A 19,776-nucleotide genomic window follows, 5' to 3' on the forward strand; every position below is an offset into this window, starting at 1 on the left:
AAGCTGAGGCGAATAGAGGCACTTGCAAATGAACGGCACAACTAAAGTTTTGGTGCCAGCGATCGCTCTGACTTTAGTTGTGGGTTCGTTGGCTCTAGCGATTATTGATGAATCAACTCGCCCTGCCTTTGGCAAGCTAGCTGAGACAGGATTAGTTGGACTCCTAGCATTTGCGACCCCTGGAATCAGAAAGGAGTCGTAATGGAACTTGGCACGATATTAGAAAAGGGCGGGCCATTTATTGCCGCAGTTATCTCTGCGAGTGTGGCAGGCTGGGCCACCACCAGAAAACAGAAGGATGAGTCCATCCACGCTGAGCGGAAATATTTACAGGAAGAGCGGGAGCGCCTCACCAAATATATTGATGAACAGCTCGACGAAATGAAGGCGGAGCGCTCCAAGCTGATTGAAGAATTGGGCAAAACTCGCGAACGTGTTGCCGTACTAGAGGACCACATTCGTAAACTGGAATCCTCCAAGAATATGGCGATCGCCCGCTTACGACGTGAGAACGAAGCCCTGAGAACTAGTAATACAAAGCTGATCTCAGAGCTCAGCCAGTGCCGATTAAACGATTAATCTAACCACTGAGCAACTTGGTCGTTGTCAACCGCTTTGATTGAGATTCCCTTCTGAACGGCAGCTTTTCTAATCTGTTCAGCGCGATCGCCCTGGACTGCAAGCAGTGTAAATGACTCCTGAACCCTAACACCCAACTCCTCTGCCAGTAGCGCTTGAATTTGTTCTGGCGAGGCGTTGTGACAGTAAAAAACGACTTTAGACATGAGGGGGGAACTCTCAACGAATGGCCTTACTTTTGGCACCCTTTATTGATCCTAGGGTTCCCCCAGCAGCATTGTCGTCAGACGCGCTCTACCTTCCAGGCTGCTTCCCGTCCCTGTCTCGACAGTTTGGTGCAGGTGAATCCAAACTTCCGATATGTTCGCATGCCACCCAAGGACTTTGGGTGAAGTTCTAACAAAGATGCCAGCTTTGATGTAGGCAGTTCCCAGCCCGCTTCAGAAACCTCTTGCAGCGATCGCAGGTTGGCCAGTGGGTCTTGCTGAAAGCGATCGCTCAACATCTGCATCAGCGGCAGCAACCAGGCAGGAGGCTCTAGCAATTGTGTAGGTTGTTCACCTTGTTCTATCACTCCCATGTCAGAGGTCAAAGCGATCGCGCCCTGTTCACTTCGTTCAGACTGTTCACCTTGTTCATGGAGCCGCTTGAGGAAGGCTGCGATCGCCTGCTCACCTTGAGGATGAACCGCTGCAAACTCTCGAACCAGCCTCGCTTCTGAGTCGCTAACGTAGGACCTGCCTCTAAACTTCAATGGCTTCTTAATTCTTAGGTCTGGCAGCCACCGAGTGTAGAAGGTCGTCTTGCCCACTCCAATTTCGTCAATAAGCTTACTGACTTGAACGTAGTTGGCGAGGCTAGCTGAGTTCACGGTCTGTTCACTCCGTTCATGTTGTTCACCTTGTTCGGAGTCAGATTAACACCTCTAGGGAAATCTAAGCCAGCCTGCATGCCGCGATCGCTATGGACCTCTTCAACTTCCCCGACACCGCCTCCTTTGATGACCTGTTCCGACTTGAGGATGCTCGAATCGAGCGCTTCGGCACTCTACTGGGATTGTCGCCAGATATCACCTTATTTCTGGACCCTTACTTGGTGCTGGTGATTAGCGGTGGCCCTGAAGTAGTAGACCTCAAACCTGAGCTTGTGCATCTCTATGCATGGTTAGTGCTGAGTACAGAAACGATCGCCCTCTACAGTGACAACGCCCGCATCTACAAAGGAGCTGTACCAGAAGGGATATCGCGCCAAGCCTTAGCTGATCTAGAATCGGGGGTATCGGCATCAGCAGAGGTAGATGACATGGCTACAGCGACTCTAGAAAAAACTCTCGACGTGGTAGAAACTCAAACTCCAACTCAGCGAAAAGCTGTACCTGTCATCAAAAGCCTCAGACGGATTGCTGATAAAACTGGGCTCTCAGAAGAAGCGATCGCCTCCGAGATGTTAGCCCTCAATCTCAACGTCTTTAAAGATGAGGAGAGCGGATTCTACAAAACTCCCGCCGCAGACCTCGAAAAGTGGGCCGATCGCTGGTCTCTCCAATTTGCCAAGAAGCAGCGTGAGTGGTTGCTGCAAGAAGAAGAGATTGCTACAGAGACACCTACAGAAACCAACGGCAAAGTAGAAGCAGAATCTGTTGAGGCGGCAGACTTCAATACTGATGATGAGCCTACCTTGATAGAAGAACCAGTTGCAGAGGAGACGGCAGCAGCTCCAACTCTACCCGCCTTAAAGTTCAATAAGAAGCCGCGTCCGTCGAAGGATCTCAACGCCAAGGGATACCGAGAGACGCTGGATAAATCCCTGAAGGCTCTGAATGATAACCCTGACGAGCAATTAATTATCTGTTCCGCGATCGCTTCTCCTGAAGAGACGGAGATGGGAAGCACGGCACTGGATTTGATTGCAGGGCTTTATTCAACGGCTGACCGTCAGAGTAAAGGTGCCAGAATTCTCAAGGGCTTGCATACGGCAGCGGTGCAGTGGATGAGTGAGGCGAAGCAGACTGAGCCAGCCGCTACAGCTACAACTTAAGTTTCAATAGTTACCCTTCATTCAGCTCTCCTGACTCCGGTTGGGAGAGTTTTTTCATGGGCACTTTTCCCCAATTGGGGAAACAAGGTTGCTATCAAATCACTATTTTGAACTCAGCCAATCCATCAATAAGTGAATACAACACCCTGCTTCCACTCCACCCAGGAAAAACCAGCCTCCTGCAACCATTCCGGCGTTTGCTGTCTCTAAATCAATCTTGACTCCCATCAGTACACAGGCGATCGCCACCGGAAACCCGAGATACAGCAGTTTAATCAGGGTTCCAACGATTGGAGTGTGAGATAGAAATGAACGGTGTGGCACCCATGCTTGGTACGGAGTCCAGATCCACCGCAGCAATCCCCAGCGCCGCCACGGTTTTGATTTGAGGTCTAGATCTGGGCTGAACATCAATCCGCCAAACAAGCAGCCAGCGATCGCCCAAGTAGTTTGTTCAAAGCTATTGGTTGCCGTCCAAATGGCTAGCCCCAATCCTGCGGCACCCATCCAAGTGGTTCGGTCATGCACTTCTCCACTAGCCACTATTTTTTCTCCTGCTGATACTTAACAAAAACCGAAGCGGTGTAATCGTTAATGCTGGGATAAGGATGGCCGTTGTAGAACTGTGGAGTTGTGTCATTCCACCACTTTCCTTGGCCGCTGTACCAGGTTGAAGCCACCCAACGAACTGCCACCTCTTCATCTCCGCCTGACTTCTTTAACCCCTCTTGGTAATACTGATTCAGCTTGAAGTCGATTACCTTGATTTGAATCTTGGGGTCAGCTAAGAACTCATCAGTAGTGAGCGATCGCCCCAGTGCCTCCTTTGTCCAACTCGGCACATTCTCAGGCATCACCTGGCCATAGCCCAAAGCTCCAGAGTGGGGGTTGACGGCCTTAAAATTACCTGCGGACTCTTGGCCGATGATGGCTCTACGAATCGCTGTCACTTTGCCACCTGACCCCGCAGCACTCGCCCTGCCAAAGCTGGTGACATTTTTGGACTGGACAGCAACCATCAAAACAGCTCCCACAATCACCAAACCCAAAACCGTTTCAGTCAGAGAGTCACTTCTTCCCTTTTGTGCCCACTGGCTTAGTGTCATTGCTCTTGTCTAAATACTTCATGGGGTCAACAACCTGCCCCTTCTCTGTCACCTCAAAATGCAGATGAGGGCCTGTGGAGTTTCCAGTACTGCCCACCGCCGCGATCGCCTGTCCTGGCTGCACTTGTTGCCCAACTTTGGCGTAGAGGCTGCTGGCATGGGCGTACAACGTCTTTCTCTGATTGCCGTGGTCAATTTCAATCGTGTTGCCATATCCACTCATCCAGCCAGCAAATGTGACTTTACCCGCAGCAGCGGCACGGATGGGATAACCTGAGGGCGCACCGAAATCTACCCCGGCGTGAAGCTTGGTCTGTCCCGTAATCGGGTGCTTTCTAGTGCCAAATCCGCTTGTAATCGGAGCATCCACTGGATAGGCCAGCTTCTGGGGAGCGGGTTCAACATGCTCCAGCTTGGCAGACTGAGGCGTGAGTTTAATCGGGTGCGATCGCAACCACATTCCCCACACCCCAAGCAGAAGAAGAAGAAGTAGGAAGAAAGCTTGGGTTCTTTCAGCATGGTGTTTAGCAATGCCGTGGATCGCAGCCTCTAACTCTGCCTCATCTAGATACTTGGGGAGTGGAGCTTGCTGGGTCATAGTCCAGTGGGGCAAGGCAGTTTGTTTGGGTCAATTGCTCCCCCTAGGTCTTGAGCAGTTGCCGCAACCTTGGCTTTGTAGTCGTCGCATTGAACAGAGACTTCAATGACAGCGGGACCGGAGGGGTTAGGGTTTTCAGCGGTCGAGGCTTTTTTACCCTGTTGCATCACACCCTGGAGAAATATCAGAGCGGTATTGGTGCCCTTAATCTGCTTGATGGCAGACCACATTGGGTCAAACAGAATGGCACCAACAACCAGAATTCCAATCAAGCCAAACACTCTGCCCATTACTCCGTCACCTCACCCAAGGAGATGACACCATCACCGTTCTTATCTTGGGGGCCAGCAGATTGAGGCTGCTCAACATACTGCCAAGTGGTTCCAGTCAGAGGCTGACCGTTGTAGGTGTAGTTGTTGGTGTTACGGAAGAACGGGACATTGAAGCCACCATCCTGATTGTTTTCGGTCGCACCTTCAGGCGCATTGGGGTTGTGAATTCGGTATTCCTCTTGAGGGGAAACTTTGTGGTTGTACGGGCCGTTATAAATGGTTGGATTTTTACTCACGTCATTTTGGGTCCGGCGATCGCCTTCAGGTAGACCAACACCCCGCCCAGTAATGGGGATGGTTCCGGCAACACGGCCCTGGGTCTGCCCTTTGAACAGATTGGCAAAAATGTCACTAATTGCCCCGCTTCCTGCCGCGCAGACGGTTTGGGCTGCTCCCGTAGGCCGATCCCAACTGGCATCTAGCGGAATGACCTTGGTGGTTCCTCCGCCCAGGCAAGGTCCCAGGAAATAAATAAATCCGACTGCTGCGCCTGCCATTGTGCAAACGGTTCCAACCATTGCACCAGCGCCGCCGATTCCACTGTTCATGTTTTGCTCCTCGCTAACTCTTGTTCAACTGCTGCCTGAGCGTCTGCCCAAGCTTCCTTGACGAAACGGTTGTATCTCGCGTCCTGGTTCGTCACTTGCACCTCGAAATAAGGTGCAATTTCTGTTTTGAGCGGAGACTTAATCTCCTTGTTCAAATACTGTTTAGCCAAGCTCAGTAACCATTCCTGAACCTCTGGCGTATAGGTTTCAATCCACCAGCAGTAGTCTGGATCTTCAAAGGGCTTGAACTCTAAGCGAACGTTGTTGACGTTGATATTAGGAATCACTCGAACTGCCGGATCATCGTCTCCCACCTGAACGATCGCGGCTCGGTGTCCTCGACGGCGGAGGTCTTTCACCCTGGCAATGAGATTTGCTGCGTCATCCCCAGCAAATTTCTTCACTTCCTGGCTCTTGACCGCTGTTCTACCCAGCAGGGCAACGCAGAGCTGGTCTTGATTCGCTTGGTTGATGCCGTTCTCGCCCACTGCGGAGTTTTGAGAAACGATGACAACTCGCTTGCCGTATCCCAGACCGAACGTGAACAAGTCGCCCAACCAAAGTAGAATCTGGCTCTTCTCGTCGGTGTTCATCATCTTGCCGACGATTTCCGCCTGCCTCATGAACGCTGGCATTTCTTCTAGGATCAACAGGCTTGGTTGCAACTTTGCCTTTTGTCCTGTCGGCAACTGCATGCAGTATTGCCGCCGCTGGTGGAGGTCTAGCCATTCTTCATAGATGGTCTGCTTGATGGTGGCGTATTCAACTCGAATGAACTGCTTCTGATCGATGCCAAACCAGTCATTCACCTCGCCTGCTTCGTTCGGCTTCTTGAAGTTGATGTCGCAGATTGTGAAATAGCCATCGGGCCATTCTTGGATGAACACCAGTAACAGATAGAGCAACAGAACTGTCTTACCAGCGCGGGTCTTAGCTACTAGCCAAACGTGACGACGCAAGAACTCCTTGAACCAAGTCTTGTCTTTGACCATTTCCTCCACTGCATCTTTCAGCGCAGGCGGAGCGCACTTAACATAAATGGTCTTGGCGAGTTGCTTGCCACTGCCTCTGGTCATCCACTTGATCAGACCTTGAAAGGCGCTCCCAGAAACATCGTTCAGCCCTTCACCCAATAACTGAATCAGCTCTAGGGTGTCAGCCTTGAACGTATCTGGATTGACCAAGCGATCGCCGTTGATTTTGAGCTTGGGGTGCAGTGTCGCGGCGGCTCCAATGGTGCAACCCATGAATCCAGCCAAATACAGGTCGCGGTGGGGAGTGGGAGTTTCGATTACTTGGATGCCATATCCAGACGGATTGGGCACAAATTGCGGGGTTTGGATCTTTTGCATTCCGGCAACCAGAAAGCCAGTGGCGCAGGCACTCAGTCCGAAAAATGCTCCGACTCCAAAGTGCTGTAACTTCAATGGCTTACTCATTTCGGTAGCCCCACACCTTCTGTCTCAGTCTCTGACTTGGCTTCAGACTTTTTGTCTTTCTTCTTGTCTGAGGATTTGGCTAATTCCTCTTTTGCAGGAGGGCGATCGAATACTACAGAATCCCGTAAGTTTTGCTGTGGCTTGCCGTTGCGAGTTAGCGCTGCCAACTGCCAGAGCGTGGCCATATCAGAGGACAGTGGAGCCAGGTCAACAGTAGTTGTGGTTCTTGCTGGCAACGTCTGCCCTGCCGCTTCCTGAGCTTGCCGAGTCCATTCCCAGTCCAGTGCCTCAAGAATTGCCAGAGCATCACCTGACAGCGATCGCGCGACTCCAATTTGGTCTAAGTCCTTTGTGGCAAAACCACCCAACTCAGCGTTGTATGGCAGGATTTTGGTCTGCTCTCCAATCTGGCGGTTCAGTTCACGTAGCAGGGTAACTTCAACGGGCACGCCTGCCTGGAGGTTGGCGATCGCTTTGTCTAAATAGTGGTCCCGTCGCGCTTGGCAGACCCTACCACAACTACCCCAAGCTGCTCTTGCCTTTTGCAGTGCCTCCTTAAACTTGGTGTTTCGAGCTTGCTCGTAAGCGTTGATGTCAATCGTGGGAGGCCTCGGCTGACCCTGGCCTTGGCTGACCATTTGAGGCTGTTGCGGATTGTTGGTATTGGGCAGGCTCCCAGAGCTTTTAGCCTGTGGCCGATTGAACCAAACAATCAGGAGAAACCCACCCACTAGAACACTGGCAAGAATAACCCAGAACTTTGTTGGCAGCTCTTCCGCAGGCTTGACCTCTACCCGTTTGACTGGAGCGGCGATCGCAGTGGCCTGAACTGAAGTTGGGGCTACTGGCGGATTGTGAGCCTGACTCGCACTCGCTCGGCTGACTGGGGTAGGGACTGGAACTGGAGCGGGTTCTTTGCCTGCCACTTCCTCCGGTGTCTCTGAGTCTTCAAGTTCGTCTGACTCCGCTTCTTCTGTCTCACCCAACTGAGCTTCTTCACTAGCGTTCTCCTCAAAAGATTTAGGTAGGAGCAAATCACCTTTGACAACCCACTGACTGTTATCGATTGACTTGCTTACTAGTCCATTACTGCTGGTCATTTTGGTTGGGAAATTTGGTTTTTGGTTGGCGGCGGGCTACGAGATTTCAAGAGTTTCACTCGGTTTTACTGGTTTGGTTGGCCTGCTAACGCTTGCGGTTGACGATCCATCGCAAGTTCTTTCAGGCGAACTAGGTTGTTGCTGAGTTGAGTGAATTCCGAGGCGGAGAGCGACGAATCTGACATTCTTTGGGCGATCGCAGCCTCCGGATCGGTGGGTGGCTGAAGTTCTTTTCTTGTGAGTTTGCCGAAGCCTAGAGCAGTCAAAATTCCGCCCGTAGCCACCCCTGCAATCAGTCCGTTTTGACCCGCGATCCAGTACATTTTGTCTTGGTCAATTTCGTTCTGAACTGATGTTGGCAAGCCTCCCAAATAGAACGCCATTGCCGCGATCGAACCGATAAAACACCCTCCGACAGAACCGCCCCAAAGTCTAATCATGATTCGCCTCACCTCAACTATTGCGGTGTAGATGTATTCGAGATCTGCTTCATTTTTGGACTCGATCCAATCCCATAGGTCTCTCGGAACTTGCCGAGAAAATTTGAGGATCGATACCCATCAACCCCGCCTAGAATGCCAGTAAACAGAAGGTCCTTGGAAGCCTGAACAGCGGTTGCTAGATTCGGATCTTGATAGTCCCCAGTGGCATAAACGTGCAACGCAGTCATGTTCTCTACAACCTCAATCGAGGCGGCTTTTTGCTCCCCTCGTGCGATCGCGATCTGCTGCATTTCGTCCAGCTCACGCTGGTTCTTTTGCTCAATGAGGGTATTAACGTCAGTGGTGATTTGGTTATAAGATTTGTCATCTTCCTTAGCCTCCCGATTGGCGCTGAGCGACCGGATCGCCTTGACAACTGAGGTGGTTTTGAGCCGCTTCATCTCTTTGGCGACTGCCCGAATTTGACTCAGCCAACCCTTCTCAGGCTCCTTTGCATCGTCCATATCTTGTGTTGGGATATTTAGCTGCTTGCAGATTGTGTTGAGGTAGCCAACCCCAATCTCTTGCTGTAAATCTGTGAACTTAATGATTGCCATTTAGCACCTCTACGATGGTCTGAAACTCTTGTTCTACCGAGATTTGCTTGGACTCAAATAGTGCGCTTAAACTCTCAAACTCTTGCCCCTGAATCCGGGTTCGATTGTTGTTAAACAATCGGTTGAAATTAGCTCGTGAGTAGTCTGGGTGATTGTCTCCACATCTGATGAACAGTCTGATCTGAAGCAGCTCTTTGACTTGGCCTAGAGTGAGCGATCGCAGTTGTTCGTAGCCGAACTGGGCGCGATCTTGAATAAAGGTTTGTCTGTGACCAATCTCTAGAGCCGCCTGAACTCTCTTAGTTGGGAACCGCCTTTCTCCGTCAACCTCCCAGCTTGAGCACTGGCGGATCGTCATTTCCCTTTTTGCTTATCCTCATTGGCGGACTTTACTGGCCGCATGTTTTCAACGACTTTCTGACGTTCTTCCTCGGTCATTTCCTGGACTCTTTTCATGGTTTTTTAACCCTGAACGGATAGGCACTGTGGGGGTGCGTTCAACCTTGAACACAACTGCAATATTAGGTCTAGTACTATACCTTGTCAAGCTCTGGTACTAGACCTAAAAGCCAGAAAAACAGTTACCTCTGGTACCTGACCTTGCTAAATTGGAGAGCATGGGCAAACCAGGCAAGGGAAAGTCACAGAAGGGAAAACCTGAAACAGATTGGGCTGAGCTTAAGACCTCTCAGCTCAAAGCTGTCGTGACTCCAACGGCAAAACAACTTTTCCCAGAATTTCTCAAAAAGCTGGGCATTAGCTTTTCGGAGTTCATTGAGTATTTAGCGCGGGACTACTTACAGGTGAAATGGCGAGACTTCACCATTGCGGAATTAGTGGGCCGATGCAATTTAGATGAGCTAGCTAGAGAATCTGGCATAGGGCATGAGGAGTTAGAGGCGATCGCCCAAGGTGTAGAACCGTCCCCAGATGCCATAAATCGACTAGGAGGCTTACTGCGTTTGCCAGATCCCAATTCAAAGCCGCTCTCCGCCGAGGAACTGCATCAGATTCACCGCAAAACCTCTCTCCCAAAGTAGGTAGCAAAGAAAAAGCCCTGCCAGCGACAGGGCTCGAACATCTTAAGTTGAAGTTATTTTACTAGGCCACAGCCGATCGCTGGCTCTTCAAATAGGCCAAGAACTGGCTCAACTCATTGTTGGTGAGCTTGGCGCGAGTTTCCTTACCTGCGAACTGCTGCTTTAAATAATTGCGACCCTGAATCTCAGTCCATCCCAACCGCTTCATTTCCTCGGTGGTTTCGTGCATTAACCGCTCTCGCCCAACGGGACCATCAGACACTGGAGTTGGGTCACCACTCCAACCATTCTCTAAGGCAAACTTGGCAGCTCTACCATCACCTTTACCCTGCATATAGCGAATGAAGGCTTCTTTGCCCTGTCGTCCCTTTTGCTCATCGAGGTAAGCGCATAGGCCAAACTGCTCGGCTGCATCCTTAAAAGCGTTGCGAAATGCCCGGACTGGTGGCGTGCCGATAATTTTGGCCTTGCCGCGATCGTTCGTTTCTGGAAAGGTTTTGTCGTCCCCGATGCCAGTACGGGTCACGCCGCAGATTGTTAGCTCACAACGAATGACGGTGTAATCGCCTGTGGTGATGGGGTCACTGTATTGAGTGCTCCACTCGCCAGGGCAGACAGCATTCAGCCTTTGGGTGATGAGCTGATGCGGAACAAAGAACCAGCGACCACCACCGGGGAGATCTCGCTCCTTGTGCTCGCTAGGCAAAAACCAAGCTTCAAGTTGGGGGAGAATCTCTTCTAGTTTCATGGTTGCTCGCTCTCAACTTCTGCCCAAGCCTGAGCCTCCCTGCTGACACCTTCCACATCAATCCTCAACCGCTTCAGCAACTGATAAACACTCAAATCACCACCCCAAACTGCATCACTGATGTGCCCGTAGTAGCCGCTATCGTCAGGCTCAACTTCTAGAAGCTCGGCGATCGCCTGCTCAACTCCTTTAAGCTGCTTCCGCTGTTGCTCAGCTAGGGCTAGCAGTCCAACAACTTGCAGGTACTGAGATTGCTTCAATTGGTCCACGAGTCTGTCTCCTTGATTAATTGTGGTTACTGCGATCGCCTCTATCAAGCTTCTAGTCAGTCTTTCGATGCCTAATAACGTCCGTCACCATAAACAGCGCCATAACAACCCCGCCGCCATAGCCAACCTTGTTTAGGTTGTCATTTTGTAGATACTTGCCAGCAAGCAAACACCCAGCAGCAAAGGCCCAGAGGCTAGTTGCGATCGCTGCTCTTTGAATTAACGTCATCTCCAACTCCTACAAACATTGATTGCAATTAACAAATCAGCCGCAATTCCAACAAAGCTAATCGCTCGTGCAGGGCCTGCGTGCTTCGGCTCTACTTCCGCGATGATGAGCGATGCCTTTTAAATCAGCTGGCATTTATTCATCCTTGGCTACTTCTTGAAATCCGCCAATTTGCTGCGATCGCCCCTATCACCCGTTTGTGTGAGTCAGAGCGATCGCCTGTTCATTTCCCCAATTGGGGAATTACGCTCTTACAACCCGACAATTTCCCGAGATTCGAGACCTGCTAGCTGAGCAACAATGGCGGCTCTCGCTTCAATCTTCGCCACAGAATAACCATTGCGAAGCAGCTCTAGTTTTGTGATTGCCTTAGCTTTAGCGTCTTTGAGTTGGTCTAAATCAGCGATCGCGTCTTGATACTCTGATCTGGCTTGCAGCAGGTCAAAGCGTGCGGCTTTACGTTGTAGGTCGTTCTTGAATTCGCCGCCAGCAATTTGAGAATCAACCCGTCCTTCAATCTCATAAATTTGCTGTCTGAGGCTGTTGATTTGAGATTCTAGGTCGTTCACGAAAGTTGAGGCTTGAGCGATCGCTTGGGGGTACTGATTTAAGTTCATGGCTGGATATTTCCGTAGGGCAATGTGTAGGTGGGCAGTGGTTTTTGGGGTTCGCCGATACCCGATAGGAGTGAGACCAGAAGCAGGGTAAGGGCGATCGCGATTTGGTGTCGCTGTTCTTGGGTCATGGTGTGGAGAGTGGGGAGCTGCGGCGCTCCCCTGACTTAGAAGTTAGTCAATTGATACGGTGCGTTTGCCAACTTTGACTTGAGTTGGGCGCTGCCGTCCCCAAGGCTCAGCGTCAAGGTGCTTCTCGTCTGCGGGGTCTAGTCCTGCGGTGCGGTGCTGTTCAACTAAGTTGGGGTAGCGCTCTGGGAAGCAGAACTTTTCCCAGTCGAGGCGTGCCCAGAAGTCACGGTCTGAGATGCGACCACTGCCACGCTCGTCTTCTTCGCCAGATTCAGGAGCAATGACGCTAACTTGAGCTTCGAGATGTGCTTCAAATTCAACTTGAGCAACGGCTTGAGGGTTGATGGTTTGAGTTAACATAATTGTGAATCCTTGATTTTGTTTGGGGTTCCCTCAGGTCAGGTAGTTGTCCAGACGTTCTGGCCTTAGGGGTTAAATTTGAGGGCGATCGCGAGTTTCCGAGGCTTGCGGTTGCCCTTTTAAGTTTTTGAAGCTCTTTGTTCCGTTCGGGTGGGGGCTGCTTCGTTCCCTTTGCCTCATGTCTTAAATAGTAAACTGTCTAGTTTGCAGTTGTCAACTAGTTAGTTTGCAGTTTATAGTAATGTCTAAAGGAGGTGAATCGGATGTTTGCAAACGTGAAGGTTAGACGTATTCAAAGGTTGGAAATAGAGGTGTCTGAACTGCCTGTGCAGCTAAGAAGTGCCCTAGAGCGATCGAACAAGAGTGCATCCAAGCTGTGCAATGAGGTGGGCATCAGTAGGACATATTGGTATCGCTTGATTAATGGCGAGGAGGAAGCGATCGCCGAAGAAACCTTGCGCAAGCTCGAAGCTGCCCTAGACGTGAATTTTGGAGTGAGCTTTGAGGGCGATCGCTAATGATAAGTCATTATTTCTTGGTTGGCGTTTGGAGTGCTCAAAGCTCCAAGGGTGAATTAAATGTAAGGTGCGAGCGGCATCTTAAGGCTTTTCATGACGGTACGCCTGAGGGAGAGGCTATAGGAATTAGTAACGCTATCGCCTTAATTGAAACTGACAATTGGCAACGAATCTTGGAGGAGGCCTTTTTAAGGGGTATTTCAGAAAGCGATTTTTACTGGAAATCTATTTCTATTTGCCCTTTGCAGTCGCAAGGCGACCCCCCTGGCTAAGCCATTTATCTAAAAAGGTTTAACTTTGAAGTTTATCTTCTTGACTAAGGAGCCGGATCGCCTGCTATGACACCAACCACACTTGCTGAATTTCATGGCAGATGGGGTGATTTTGACCCACACATCTGGTGGCACTGGCTCATGCTGATTGCAGTCATAGTCGGAGGCGCTTGGCTCAAAAACCCTGGCAGCAAATCTGATAAGCCAAAAGATGAAGATGAGGGCGATCGCCAACCATGACACTCCCTATCCATGACCACTACCCCAGCCCAGAAGAATGGGCAACTGTCCGAAATTTGAGCTATTTCGAGTTGGAGAAAATCTTTAAATTCAAGTACAGCCACCTAGAGCCGTTTGCTGAGCTAATTGATGGTGTGCTCTACCAAACAGGAGCCATGCGAAAAATTAAGCTGAAGGGCTGGGATGCTTTGAAGGAGTTCGATCGCCCATGAATAAACGTAAAATTCTTGTTCTCAAGCAGTGTTATAAGGCGAATCAACTCAGCCTTGGAGAGGTCTTTGAAATTGCCCGCCAAGACGCTTATGTGGTTCGGCCCCAGACACCTACTCATCCACCCGTCCAGTGCAGAATCAGGGCTGGGGCAATCGCCTTTCCGCTCACTGTAATGTGGCTAAATTTAGAGAAGTTGCTTTCGAAAATTTCACCAGAGATGAGCGATCGCGGCCATGACTCATCAGAAAAATCTTGAACTTGCTTCATGACTGGCAGCGGTAATACAGCTAATGCCAAGCTCTAACTTCAGCGTTCACTACGATGCTGATAGCGATGTCGCTTACCTAGACTTTGGTGGTACCAAGAGCGCGAATGAAGTGCAATTATTTCTTCTGTTTGGTTTTTCTGAAGCAACTAAAATCAAGTAGTTTTCAAAATAATCTAATCTCCTATGGTGCGTCTAATTAGCACTGTTACCAAAAGGCCAGTCATTAAATAACCGATCGCCCCCTCGGCAACTGCTAGCACTCTCCCCAAGGGCGATGCTGGCTGAATCTCTGTACCTATGGTCAAAAAAGTCATTGCTGAGAAATAGAGACTATCCCAGAGGTTGATTCTGGGGTCAGAGCCAGAGAGCAGCGCAGTTTTAACAACAGAGCCTTTGAGAAAGAAACAGGCAAAGGCAAAAGTCAAGATGACTATCAGACACCAAAAGAGAAATCTTCTAAAGGAACGGCCATAGTCGCAGGTGATGCGAAGCAGCGCAGCTAGAAGGGGACGCTTTCGCTCAAGATTGACAATCCTTGCTTGGCCCACTGCTAAATCCTGAACCAAGGCTGCCAACGTAAAGTTGATGACGCTTAGATTAACTCCAATGAAGCTGGTTTGACTGTTGAAATCAACCCCATCCAAGTAAACACGCTCCATCTTGGCCCAGTCAAAATTAGTGCCTTTGATATTGGCCTCTGAAAGGTAGCTGTTTGTGAGGTCAGCTCCCTGAAGGTTAGCGCCCTCAAGATTAGCGGAATATAGTTCAACATTACTCAGGTCGGCCTGCCTGAGTTCTGCTTGCACCAGGTTAATTCCCCGCAGGTCTACATGATCATAGATTTGGCCAACTAAGCTTTCAATTACCTGTCGATCAAAATTGTTGGCTCTCCAACGGGTAATGATGTTCTGACCCGTTGATGTTTCCCATCTCTGCCTAAGTTGAGCTTTGGTCAGTTTAACCGCAGTTAAATAATCTTGACTGCCTTGCTGCAAATTTGCACCAGGCACTACAAAAAACTCTGAAGTAAGCTCTGACTGAACTTGAGGCCGAGACTGCATGGACTTTACGCAACATAAGTAAGGACTTAACGACCGTTAATCGTGACACATGCTGCGCTCAAAAACTATGCTTTGTAACTATCTGATAACAGCGAGGTCATCAAAATTGAACAATCGAAGCAAGGCGATCGCCCCAGGCTGACCCCATCTCCTAACCCTTCATCCCTCATCCTTCACTTTTCCCCAAAATGGGAAAACCCCGATCGCCTGCATCAAACAAGGGTTGGGGGTTTTGTCGATTTCACTAATCTTCATCACAGACCATCGTGAAAGCATGAGAGTGATCGGTAATGCCTAGGATAAATCTAGATACTCACCTCTCTGACTGGGTATAGTTGACCTGAATTTAACGTCGGTGGAGTAATCAGAATGAGCGGCGCAGAAATCAAGTCAACTAAGCAGACTCTTGTCGAAATTCACGCCTCTCTAGTCGAAAAACTAGAAGACAACGTCAAATCCCTCCCTCATCGTGACCGAGAACGACTGAAGCTTTATGCAGAGATTACAGAAACACTAGCTAGAGTTCAAAAGCTTCTTGAGGGGGAGAGTTAGCCTTCCCTTTTTCTGTAACTCCTCAACTGGTTTGAGGGGTTTCCATCTTCCTAACCTTAAAAATGGAGCCAAAGTTATGGGCATGAGAACATTACCCCACACATCTGCATTCCCCTCGAATGGACCCAATGGATCTACGAGCGACGGATTGAGCAAGCGCGAGCACTTTGCCGCCCTAGCCTTACAGGGATTATTAAGCTCTGAAAATGCATCTTCAGAACCTCCCCAAAGAGTAGTTCTGATGGCCGTCCAGTACGCAGATGCCCTAATTAAGGCATTGGATAGTACAGCGAAGTAAAACTGATTGAACGCGCAAACTTTTCCCAAAAATGGGAAAACCCCGATCGCTCACTCCACTACCCTCTAAGGCATAATAATCACAAGTAATTTAGGGGAACCAGCGCCGAAAAGCCTGGTTCTTTTTTGTCGCTCACTTTCGCTCATTCATAAACGGCAAAGGACTTTGCGGTTAACAGATTCACTCCAAACTCTTCCTCAATTGGGGAATCGCGATCGCCCTTCGTTCTTAACCTTGCAGACTACTAAGCTATTCAGCTTGCTGAGAAATTTCAAACAAAAAGGACAGGGGGTGAACCTGTCCTTACGGGGCGATTGTTAGCCCGCCAATATCGACAGCTCTATACTTTGCCTTGCAGCTTGAGGATAAAGTCAATGATATTGACGGCAATGGAGGACTTAAACAGTCTGGCGATCTTCCCGATGTTGATGATATTAAGCATCCACATTGAGCAGTCGTCACGCATCAGCTTGCGGTTCTCTTCCCGTAAATCACCCAACCACTCTTCCCGCTGATCCTCAGATAGGAAAATTTGGGCGATCGGCACAGCTAACCATTTGACAATTCCAGGTTCTGTCGGATCAGGGACTTTGAACCTACGGAGTCGCCTTTCAACAGCAGCACGCTCTTCGAGGGCATCTGCCCAAGTTTTCTGCACTGCCGTTTCAGCCGTCATGATCCTTGCAAGGTCGGTTAGCTTCTCTTTTTGCCTTACCATTACCTCCATCGACATTTCGTCAGGGGTTTCAGCGTATCTTCTTAAGGCTGCTCTATAGGCTCGAATTTGCCGTCTCATTTGCAAGGCCTCCACATTAGATTTTTTTGCGGTTGGCTCTTTTGAGCGGCTAAGAATGACCTCGACTGCCTCTTCTATGTTTTGCATCCACTGCTCGTCAGGATGCCCCTTTTCCTGAGTCATGTTCTTGTTCCCCCTAAGCAGGCTGCCATGAACTCAAATTAATGCGGAGCAATTGCACCGCTTCGAGAACGTTGGTTCCCAGTCCTGTTAGTTGGTAATATCGCCTACGCGCCCCACCTCGCTCCTCTGGCCTGTCATCACCCCATCTAGAGCTAATGAAACCTTTCTTTTCTAGTCGATGGAGGGTGGGATATAGGGACCCAACAGCAAGCTTGCGCCTGCCATTGCTGGCCTCATCAATAGCTTGCACAATCTGCAAGCCATAGAGTTCTTGTTTTAGCAACGAAGTCATGATTAGTTCTTCCAAAGCGGATAAATCCAGCTCGCTTGGTTCTTTATTGCGGGCCTGGGGTTGATTTTTTAGTGGCATGAGATTACTTACCTTCCAGACTGATGCAGACGAACTTCAGCCGTTACGACCTTCCCACTACGTGAAGGCGGCTGTCCTGACTTCTATTATGTCTTACAAATTTGATAATAGCTATTAAGTAGATAGATATATTTCAGCTAACCGTGCATTGGCCAGGAATGATACAGCCTTTATCCTTTATCTCAAGACAAAAACCCCGCTCGCCTGCATCAAGCAAGGGTCGGGGTTTCGTTTTATAGGCCAGTTCCGCCACTACAGGCAACGCCTTGAGCTTTGGTGATGGTGCCATCCGGCGCTTGCAGAACACAAACTTGGTCTGAGAATATCTGAGGCCAAATCCATTTCCCCCAGACTGGGAGTGCTGCGATCGGGAGCAATAGGGCGAATGCAATTAAGGTTCGTTTGATGGTTTTAGACATGATGCACCATTAAGAAGCTTCAACCTGGATAAGCGAGAGACATGAATATTTCCCATAACTTGTGCACCCAGTAAGCAAAGTGAAGCCCTAGAAGCACAAATGCAGTTCCCCAAAGAACGGGCTTGTTGGATACCCTAGCAGCGAAAAATGCGATCGCCAGTAGCGCAATGCCAACAATCTGCCATGCTGAAATTGGTAATGGCATTACCGTCCCCCTGCTCTCTCACTGGCAGCTCTCGCACCACAACGGCGACCCCGTGAGTCAAGGTCGTCAGGTGTATCGCAAGGCCCGCTACCGGAACCGCCACCAGAACTACTGCCCACGGAGCCGCTGCTAAATCCACTAGAGCTAAAACTTGAAGTAACAGGACTGCCTGCGGAATCACAAAGACCTGTGAGATCAAACATCTGACCTGCTCGGTTTTGCATGTAGCAAATGGGAGGGTCGAATCTATTGGCAACTGGTGAGTAGCCAGCATTGAGAGTGGAATTAAACCCGCTAGAAGTCCGATCGCTCACCATAGGGCCTGAATAGCTGGCGGCATCACCACTAGAGGGTGAAGAGTCTTGGCTCTCTGATGCAGGCATCGCTGAAATTGGAAGGTTGCGAGAAAAAACGTTGGGCGACATTTTGCAAACTGCCTCAACCATGATGGCCTCTAAGCTGCCAACCTGCGGTTTAGAGGAGTTGTTAGTCCTACTGGATGTACTGATCACCCTTCCAGTACTGCCAAGACCTTCGGTCTTAACCTTAGTCAATGTTTTATTACTGCAATGAGCCAGCCAGTAGAGTCGGGCTCCATAATCATTGCCTCTTGGCTTTAGAAAGACATTAGTTTGCAGAAACTCCCGAACATCGCCATCAATTGCAATCGGGTCTAGGTAGATGTCCATATTCTTGTAGGCCTTGAAGGCCAAGAACTCTTCAGCGATCGCAGCTCCTGAGAAGCTAATAGCTAGGGGGATGAATGCTAGCGAGAGGGCAGCGGTCTTGCGAAGGGATTTGAGCATGGAGTCTCCGAGGGAGGTCTTGTTTAAAGTCCCCGCTGTCGAGAGGAAAATTGCTGCGCGATCGTGAAGAGGTAGTGAATTTTGACAGGGGCGATCGCGGCTGCCTGAGGTCGTTTCTACCTTGCCACTTGGTAAAGTTTGCGATCGTTTATCAGAATCTTGCGTTGGCAACCCTCACACTTTACTTGTTTGAGTTCCGGCATAAGGCTCAGCTTCCTAGCGCAGTAGGGGCACGGTCCCTTCAAGAGCCTAACTGGCTTACTACTCTTATATTCGTGAACTGCCGCCCAAATGCCGCCAGCTACAACTAGAAGCGCTAGGAATGCTCCAACTTTTGGAATCAGATAGAAGAAGATGGCAACAACAAGGCTTGCTCCTACTAAGCCCGCAGCTGCTTGAAGCTTATCTTCCTGGGTTGCGATCGCAAGCTCAGCATTAGTGTACTTATCGCTAGGTCTGTCTATTTTGGCAGGCTCCCACTGATGGCCACAATTGATGCAGCTCAGTTGCACTTGACCACTACCGAGCATTCCGCCAGCCAAGCCAAGCGGTCCCAGCAGCACAACTCCAGCAGCAGCCTTACCAACTCCAAAGCCTTTCTTACCAGCCGAAATCTGGGTTGAGTTGCACTTAGGGCATCTGATTTGCGTCTCAGTCTCTGGCTGGACAACTTCAGATTGCACAGCTCTGACTGGCTCTATCACTTCAATCTGGCTACTTGATCCGCCCAAGCTAAGCTCCTGGCTCCAGGCGGGAAATTCTTCCCCTACTTGACGACCAAACACCTGAACCTTAGAGATTGATTGAACTCCTAGTCCCTGCATCCCTTTCTGAATAAATGCAGTTGTACTTCTTTGTTCGGGAACGTCCTCAGATTCCAGCATGACCCTCAAGCAATCATCTTTCATGCTGGCCTTAGCCGTGATGCCCTTAGGCTGAAGAGTGCGGTTCATCAGGGCTGCTATGGCCTGAGCGTTGCCTTGCTTAGCTTGCTCCAGAATATTCTGCTGGGTCATTGTAGGGGGGTTCCGAGGTTCTACGCCTCCAAGATGCCCTGTGACACAAGTAACGTAAACACTCAGGATGGTTTCTTCATGCGGACTTGAAGCAACTGCAATGAATTTCGCTTAAGCATTAAAGCGCTGAATTGGTTTTTCATTAAATCAGTCGATCGCCTCACTGCCATGCTGCTTTGGTAATTCCGGAAATACAGCATGACAGGACAGGAGCCAAAGAAGCGAGGCAGGCCAAAGGGCAAGCGCAGTTCAAACGAACACATTCAGGTGGCTGGCTACATCCGCAAGGAAACTTTTCGGCGAATGAAGCACTTACTGCTGGATGAGGAAATGGAAATTTCTGAACTACTCCAGCAGTTAATTGACGACTGGATTTTGCTTAAGCAAAATAATTCATCAGACGGAGGGTGAGGGTTATGCCTTTTGATAGACTCCTCTAGAGGGTGTTG

The 19,776-nt window shown here is 49.7% G+C and carries 35 protein-coding genes; 10 read left to right on the forward strand and 25 right to left on the reverse strand.

What is annotated here, in order from left to right:
* Positions 1-28: 28 nt before the first annotated feature.
* Together NDA01_RS21690 and NDA01_RS21695 are read left to right on the forward strand one after the other, a co-directional pair.
* Positions 29-202, forward strand: a complete 174-nt coding sequence (locus tag NDA01_RS21690; RefSeq protein WP_290224061.1) for a hypothetical protein — start codon at positions 29-31, stop codon at positions 200-202.
* The gene (locus NDA01_RS21695) at positions 202-579 is read left to right on the forward strand and encodes a hypothetical protein (RefSeq protein WP_348229589.1); all 378 of its coding nucleotides are present in this window, start codon (positions 202-204) and stop codon (positions 577-579) included. The genes NDA01_RS21690 and NDA01_RS21695 overlap by 1 nt, the downstream gene beginning before the upstream one ends.
* Here the strand turns inward: NDA01_RS21695 and NDA01_RS21700 are convergent.
* Complete coding sequence (locus NDA01_RS21700) at positions 576-785, reverse strand: hypothetical protein (protein ID WP_348229590.1); 210 nt, start codon at positions 783-785, stop codon at positions 576-578. The two genes, NDA01_RS21695 and NDA01_RS21700, sit on opposite strands and share 4 nt — an antisense overlap.
* A gap of 77 nt (positions 786-862) precedes the next feature.
* Positions 863-1,450: a hypothetical protein gene (locus tag NDA01_RS21705; protein WP_348229591.1), complete on the reverse strand. Its 588-nt coding sequence runs from the start codon at positions 1,448-1,450 to the stop codon at positions 863-865.
* A gap of 92 nt (positions 1,451-1,542) precedes the next feature.
* On the opposite strand from NDA01_RS21705, the gene NDA01_RS21710 reads away from it, so the two are divergent.
* Positions 1,543-2,616, forward strand: coding sequence for a hypothetical protein (locus tag NDA01_RS21710; protein WP_348229592.1), 1,074 nt, complete (start codon positions 1,543-1,545; stop codon positions 2,614-2,616).
* Between the two features lie 102 nt (positions 2,617-2,718).
* On the opposite strand, the gene NDA01_RS21715 is transcribed toward NDA01_RS21710, so the two are convergent.
* The 10 genes from NDA01_RS21715 to NDA01_RS21760 form a co-directional block, all read right to left on the reverse strand.
* Entirely contained in the window at positions 2,719-3,159 is a 441-nt protein-coding gene (locus tag NDA01_RS21715) for a metal-binding protein (RefSeq protein WP_348229593.1), read from the reverse strand.
* Positions 3,159-3,722, reverse strand: coding sequence for a transglycosylase SLT domain-containing protein (locus NDA01_RS21720; protein ID WP_348229594.1), 564 nt, complete (start codon positions 3,720-3,722; stop codon positions 3,159-3,161). The genes NDA01_RS21715 and NDA01_RS21720 overlap by 1 nt, the downstream gene beginning before the upstream one ends.
* Entirely contained in the window at positions 3,685-4,320 is a 636-nt protein-coding gene (locus NDA01_RS21725) for a M23 family metallopeptidase (RefSeq protein WP_348229595.1), read from the reverse strand. The genes NDA01_RS21720 and NDA01_RS21725 overlap by 38 nt, the downstream gene beginning before the upstream one ends.
* The gene (locus NDA01_RS21730) at positions 4,317-4,610 is read right to left on the reverse strand and encodes a hypothetical protein (protein WP_348229596.1); all 294 of its coding nucleotides are present in this window, start codon (positions 4,608-4,610) and stop codon (positions 4,317-4,319) included. Before NDA01_RS21730 ends, NDA01_RS21725 begins: the two co-directional genes overlap by 4 nt.
* Positions 4,610-5,200, reverse strand: a complete 591-nt coding sequence (locus tag NDA01_RS21735; protein ID WP_348229597.1) for a hypothetical protein — start codon at positions 5,198-5,200, stop codon at positions 4,610-4,612. The genes NDA01_RS21730 and NDA01_RS21735 overlap by 1 nt, the downstream gene beginning before the upstream one ends.
* Complete coding sequence (locus tag NDA01_RS21740) at positions 5,197-6,639, reverse strand: hypothetical protein (RefSeq protein WP_348229598.1); 1,443 nt, start codon at positions 6,637-6,639, stop codon at positions 5,197-5,199. Before NDA01_RS21740 ends, NDA01_RS21735 begins: the two co-directional genes overlap by 4 nt.
* Positions 6,636-7,739: a hypothetical protein gene (locus tag NDA01_RS21745; protein WP_348229599.1), complete on the reverse strand. Its 1,104-nt coding sequence runs from the start codon at positions 7,737-7,739 to the stop codon at positions 6,636-6,638. The genes NDA01_RS21740 and NDA01_RS21745 overlap by 4 nt, the downstream gene beginning before the upstream one ends.
* 65 nt (positions 7,740-7,804) lie before the next feature.
* Positions 7,805-8,179, reverse strand: coding sequence for a hypothetical protein (locus NDA01_RS21750; RefSeq protein WP_348229600.1), 375 nt, complete (start codon positions 8,177-8,179; stop codon positions 7,805-7,807).
* Positions 8,180-8,196: 17 nt separating this feature from the next.
* Positions 8,197-8,778, reverse strand: coding sequence for a hypothetical protein (locus NDA01_RS21755; RefSeq protein WP_348229601.1), 582 nt, complete (start codon positions 8,776-8,778; stop codon positions 8,197-8,199).
* On the reverse strand, positions 8,765-9,136 hold the full coding sequence (locus NDA01_RS21760) for a hypothetical protein (protein WP_348229602.1): 372 nt from the start codon (positions 9,134-9,136) through the stop codon (positions 8,765-8,767). The genes NDA01_RS21755 and NDA01_RS21760 overlap by 14 nt, the downstream gene beginning before the upstream one ends.
* 259 nt (positions 9,137-9,395) lie before the next feature.
* Here NDA01_RS21760 and NDA01_RS21765 point away from each other — a divergent pair, with 259 nt between their 5' ends.
* A complete protein-coding gene (locus NDA01_RS21765; protein ID WP_348229603.1) occupies positions 9,396-9,818 on the forward strand; it encodes a hypothetical protein in 423 nt (140 codons plus the stop codon).
* Positions 9,819-9,879: 61 nt separating this feature from the next.
* Here NDA01_RS21765 and NDA01_RS21770 read toward each other — a convergent pair whose 3' ends face one another.
* The 6 genes from NDA01_RS21770 to NDA01_RS21795 all read right to left on the reverse strand — a co-directional run bounded on the left by NDA01_RS21770 (position 9,880) and on the right by NDA01_RS21795 (position 12,170).
* Positions 9,880-10,566, reverse strand: a complete 687-nt coding sequence (locus NDA01_RS21770; RefSeq protein ID WP_348229604.1) for an RAD52 family DNA repair protein — start codon at positions 10,564-10,566, stop codon at positions 9,880-9,882.
* Positions 10,563-10,835 (reverse strand): hypothetical protein, encoded by a 273-nt coding sequence (locus NDA01_RS21775; RefSeq protein WP_348229605.1) that lies wholly within the window; start codon positions 10,833-10,835, stop codon positions 10,563-10,565. The genes NDA01_RS21770 and NDA01_RS21775 overlap by 4 nt, the downstream gene beginning before the upstream one ends.
* A 52-nt stretch (positions 10,836-10,887) precedes the next feature.
* Positions 10,888-11,064, reverse strand: coding sequence for a hypothetical protein (locus NDA01_RS21780; protein WP_348229606.1), 177 nt, complete (start codon positions 11,062-11,064; stop codon positions 10,888-10,890).
* Positions 11,065-11,315: 251 nt separating this feature from the next.
* Positions 11,316-11,681: a hypothetical protein gene (locus tag NDA01_RS21785; protein WP_348229607.1), complete on the reverse strand. Its 366-nt coding sequence runs from the start codon at positions 11,679-11,681 to the stop codon at positions 11,316-11,318.
* Complete coding sequence (locus NDA01_RS21790) at positions 11,678-11,809, reverse strand: hypothetical protein (protein ID WP_348229608.1); 132 nt, start codon at positions 11,807-11,809, stop codon at positions 11,678-11,680. Before NDA01_RS21790 ends, NDA01_RS21785 begins: the two co-directional genes overlap by 4 nt.
* A gap of 43 nt (positions 11,810-11,852) precedes the next feature.
* Complete coding sequence (locus tag NDA01_RS21795; RefSeq protein WP_348229609.1) at positions 11,853-12,170, reverse strand: hypothetical protein; 318 nt, start codon at positions 12,168-12,170, stop codon at positions 11,853-11,855.
* A 311-nt stretch (positions 12,171-12,481) separates the two neighbouring features.
* Here NDA01_RS21795 and NDA01_RS21800 point away from each other — a divergent pair, with 311 nt between their 5' ends.
* The 4 genes from NDA01_RS21800 to NDA01_RS21815 all read left to right on the forward strand — a co-directional run bounded on the left by NDA01_RS21800 (position 12,482) and on the right by NDA01_RS21815 (position 13,669).
* Positions 12,482-12,688, forward strand: a complete 207-nt coding sequence (locus tag NDA01_RS21800; protein ID WP_348229610.1) for a helix-turn-helix domain-containing protein — start codon at positions 12,482-12,484, stop codon at positions 12,686-12,688.
* Between the two features lie 338 nt (positions 12,689-13,026).
* Positions 13,027-13,200, forward strand: a complete 174-nt coding sequence (locus NDA01_RS21805; RefSeq protein ID WP_348229611.1) for a hypothetical protein — start codon at positions 13,027-13,029, stop codon at positions 13,198-13,200.
* Entirely contained in the window at positions 13,197-13,412 is a 216-nt protein-coding gene (locus NDA01_RS21810) for a hypothetical protein (RefSeq protein ID WP_348229612.1), read from the forward strand. The genes NDA01_RS21805 and NDA01_RS21810 overlap by 4 nt, the downstream gene beginning before the upstream one ends.
* On the forward strand, positions 13,409-13,669 hold the full coding sequence (locus tag NDA01_RS21815) for a hypothetical protein (RefSeq protein WP_348229613.1): 261 nt from the start codon (positions 13,409-13,411) through the stop codon (positions 13,667-13,669). Before NDA01_RS21810 ends, NDA01_RS21815 begins: the two co-directional genes overlap by 4 nt.
* Positions 13,670-13,854: 185 nt before the next feature.
* Here the strand turns inward: NDA01_RS21815 and NDA01_RS21820 are convergent, their stop codons facing one another.
* On the reverse strand, positions 13,855-14,742 hold the full coding sequence (locus tag NDA01_RS21820; RefSeq protein ID WP_348229614.1) for a pentapeptide repeat-containing protein: 888 nt from the start codon (positions 14,740-14,742) through the stop codon (positions 13,855-13,857).
* A gap of 369 nt (positions 14,743-15,111) precedes the next feature.
* On the opposite strand from NDA01_RS21820, the gene NDA01_RS21825 reads away from it, so the two are divergent.
* Complete coding sequence (locus NDA01_RS21825) at positions 15,112-15,294, forward strand: hypothetical protein (protein ID WP_348229615.1); 183 nt, start codon at positions 15,112-15,114, stop codon at positions 15,292-15,294.
* Between the two features lie 638 nt (positions 15,295-15,932).
* On the opposite strand, the gene NDA01_RS21830 is transcribed toward NDA01_RS21825, so the two are convergent.
* The 6 genes from NDA01_RS21830 to NDA01_RS21855 form a co-directional block, all read right to left on the reverse strand.
* On the reverse strand, positions 15,933-16,511 hold the full coding sequence (locus tag NDA01_RS21830) for a hypothetical protein (protein ID WP_348229616.1): 579 nt from the start codon (positions 16,509-16,511) through the stop codon (positions 15,933-15,935).
* 13 nt (positions 16,512-16,524) lie between these two features.
* Positions 16,525-16,881, reverse strand: a complete 357-nt coding sequence (locus NDA01_RS21835) for a PadR family transcriptional regulator (RefSeq protein ID WP_348229617.1) — start codon at positions 16,879-16,881, stop codon at positions 16,525-16,527.
* Between the two features lie 233 nt (positions 16,882-17,114).
* Entirely contained in the window at positions 17,115-17,300 is a 186-nt protein-coding gene (locus NDA01_RS21840) for a hypothetical protein (RefSeq protein WP_348229618.1), read from the reverse strand.
* 19 nt (positions 17,301-17,319) lie between these two features.
* The gene (locus NDA01_RS21845; RefSeq protein ID WP_348229619.1) at positions 17,320-17,505 is read right to left on the reverse strand and encodes a hypothetical protein; all 186 of its coding nucleotides are present in this window, start codon (positions 17,503-17,505) and stop codon (positions 17,320-17,322) included.
* Entirely contained in the window at positions 17,505-18,482 is a 978-nt protein-coding gene (locus tag NDA01_RS21850) for a hypothetical protein (RefSeq protein WP_348229620.1), read from the reverse strand. Before NDA01_RS21850 ends, NDA01_RS21845 begins: the two co-directional genes overlap by 1 nt.
* Positions 18,428-19,327, reverse strand: a complete 900-nt coding sequence (locus tag NDA01_RS21855; protein WP_348229621.1) for a hypothetical protein — start codon at positions 19,325-19,327, stop codon at positions 18,428-18,430. The genes NDA01_RS21850 and NDA01_RS21855 overlap by 55 nt, the downstream gene beginning before the upstream one ends.
* Before the next feature lie 198 nt (positions 19,328-19,525).
* Here NDA01_RS21855 and NDA01_RS21860 point away from each other — a divergent pair, with 198 nt between their 5' ends.
* Entirely contained in the window at positions 19,526-19,738 is a 213-nt protein-coding gene (locus tag NDA01_RS21860; protein WP_348229622.1) for a hypothetical protein, read from the forward strand.
* Positions 19,739-19,776 lie beyond the last annotated feature (38 nt).

Origin of the sequence: Trichocoleus desertorum AS-A10 (assembly GCF_039962155.1) — a bacterium.
Classification (GTDB): Bacteria; Cyanobacteriota; Cyanobacteriia; order FACHB-46; family FACHB-46; genus Trichocoleus.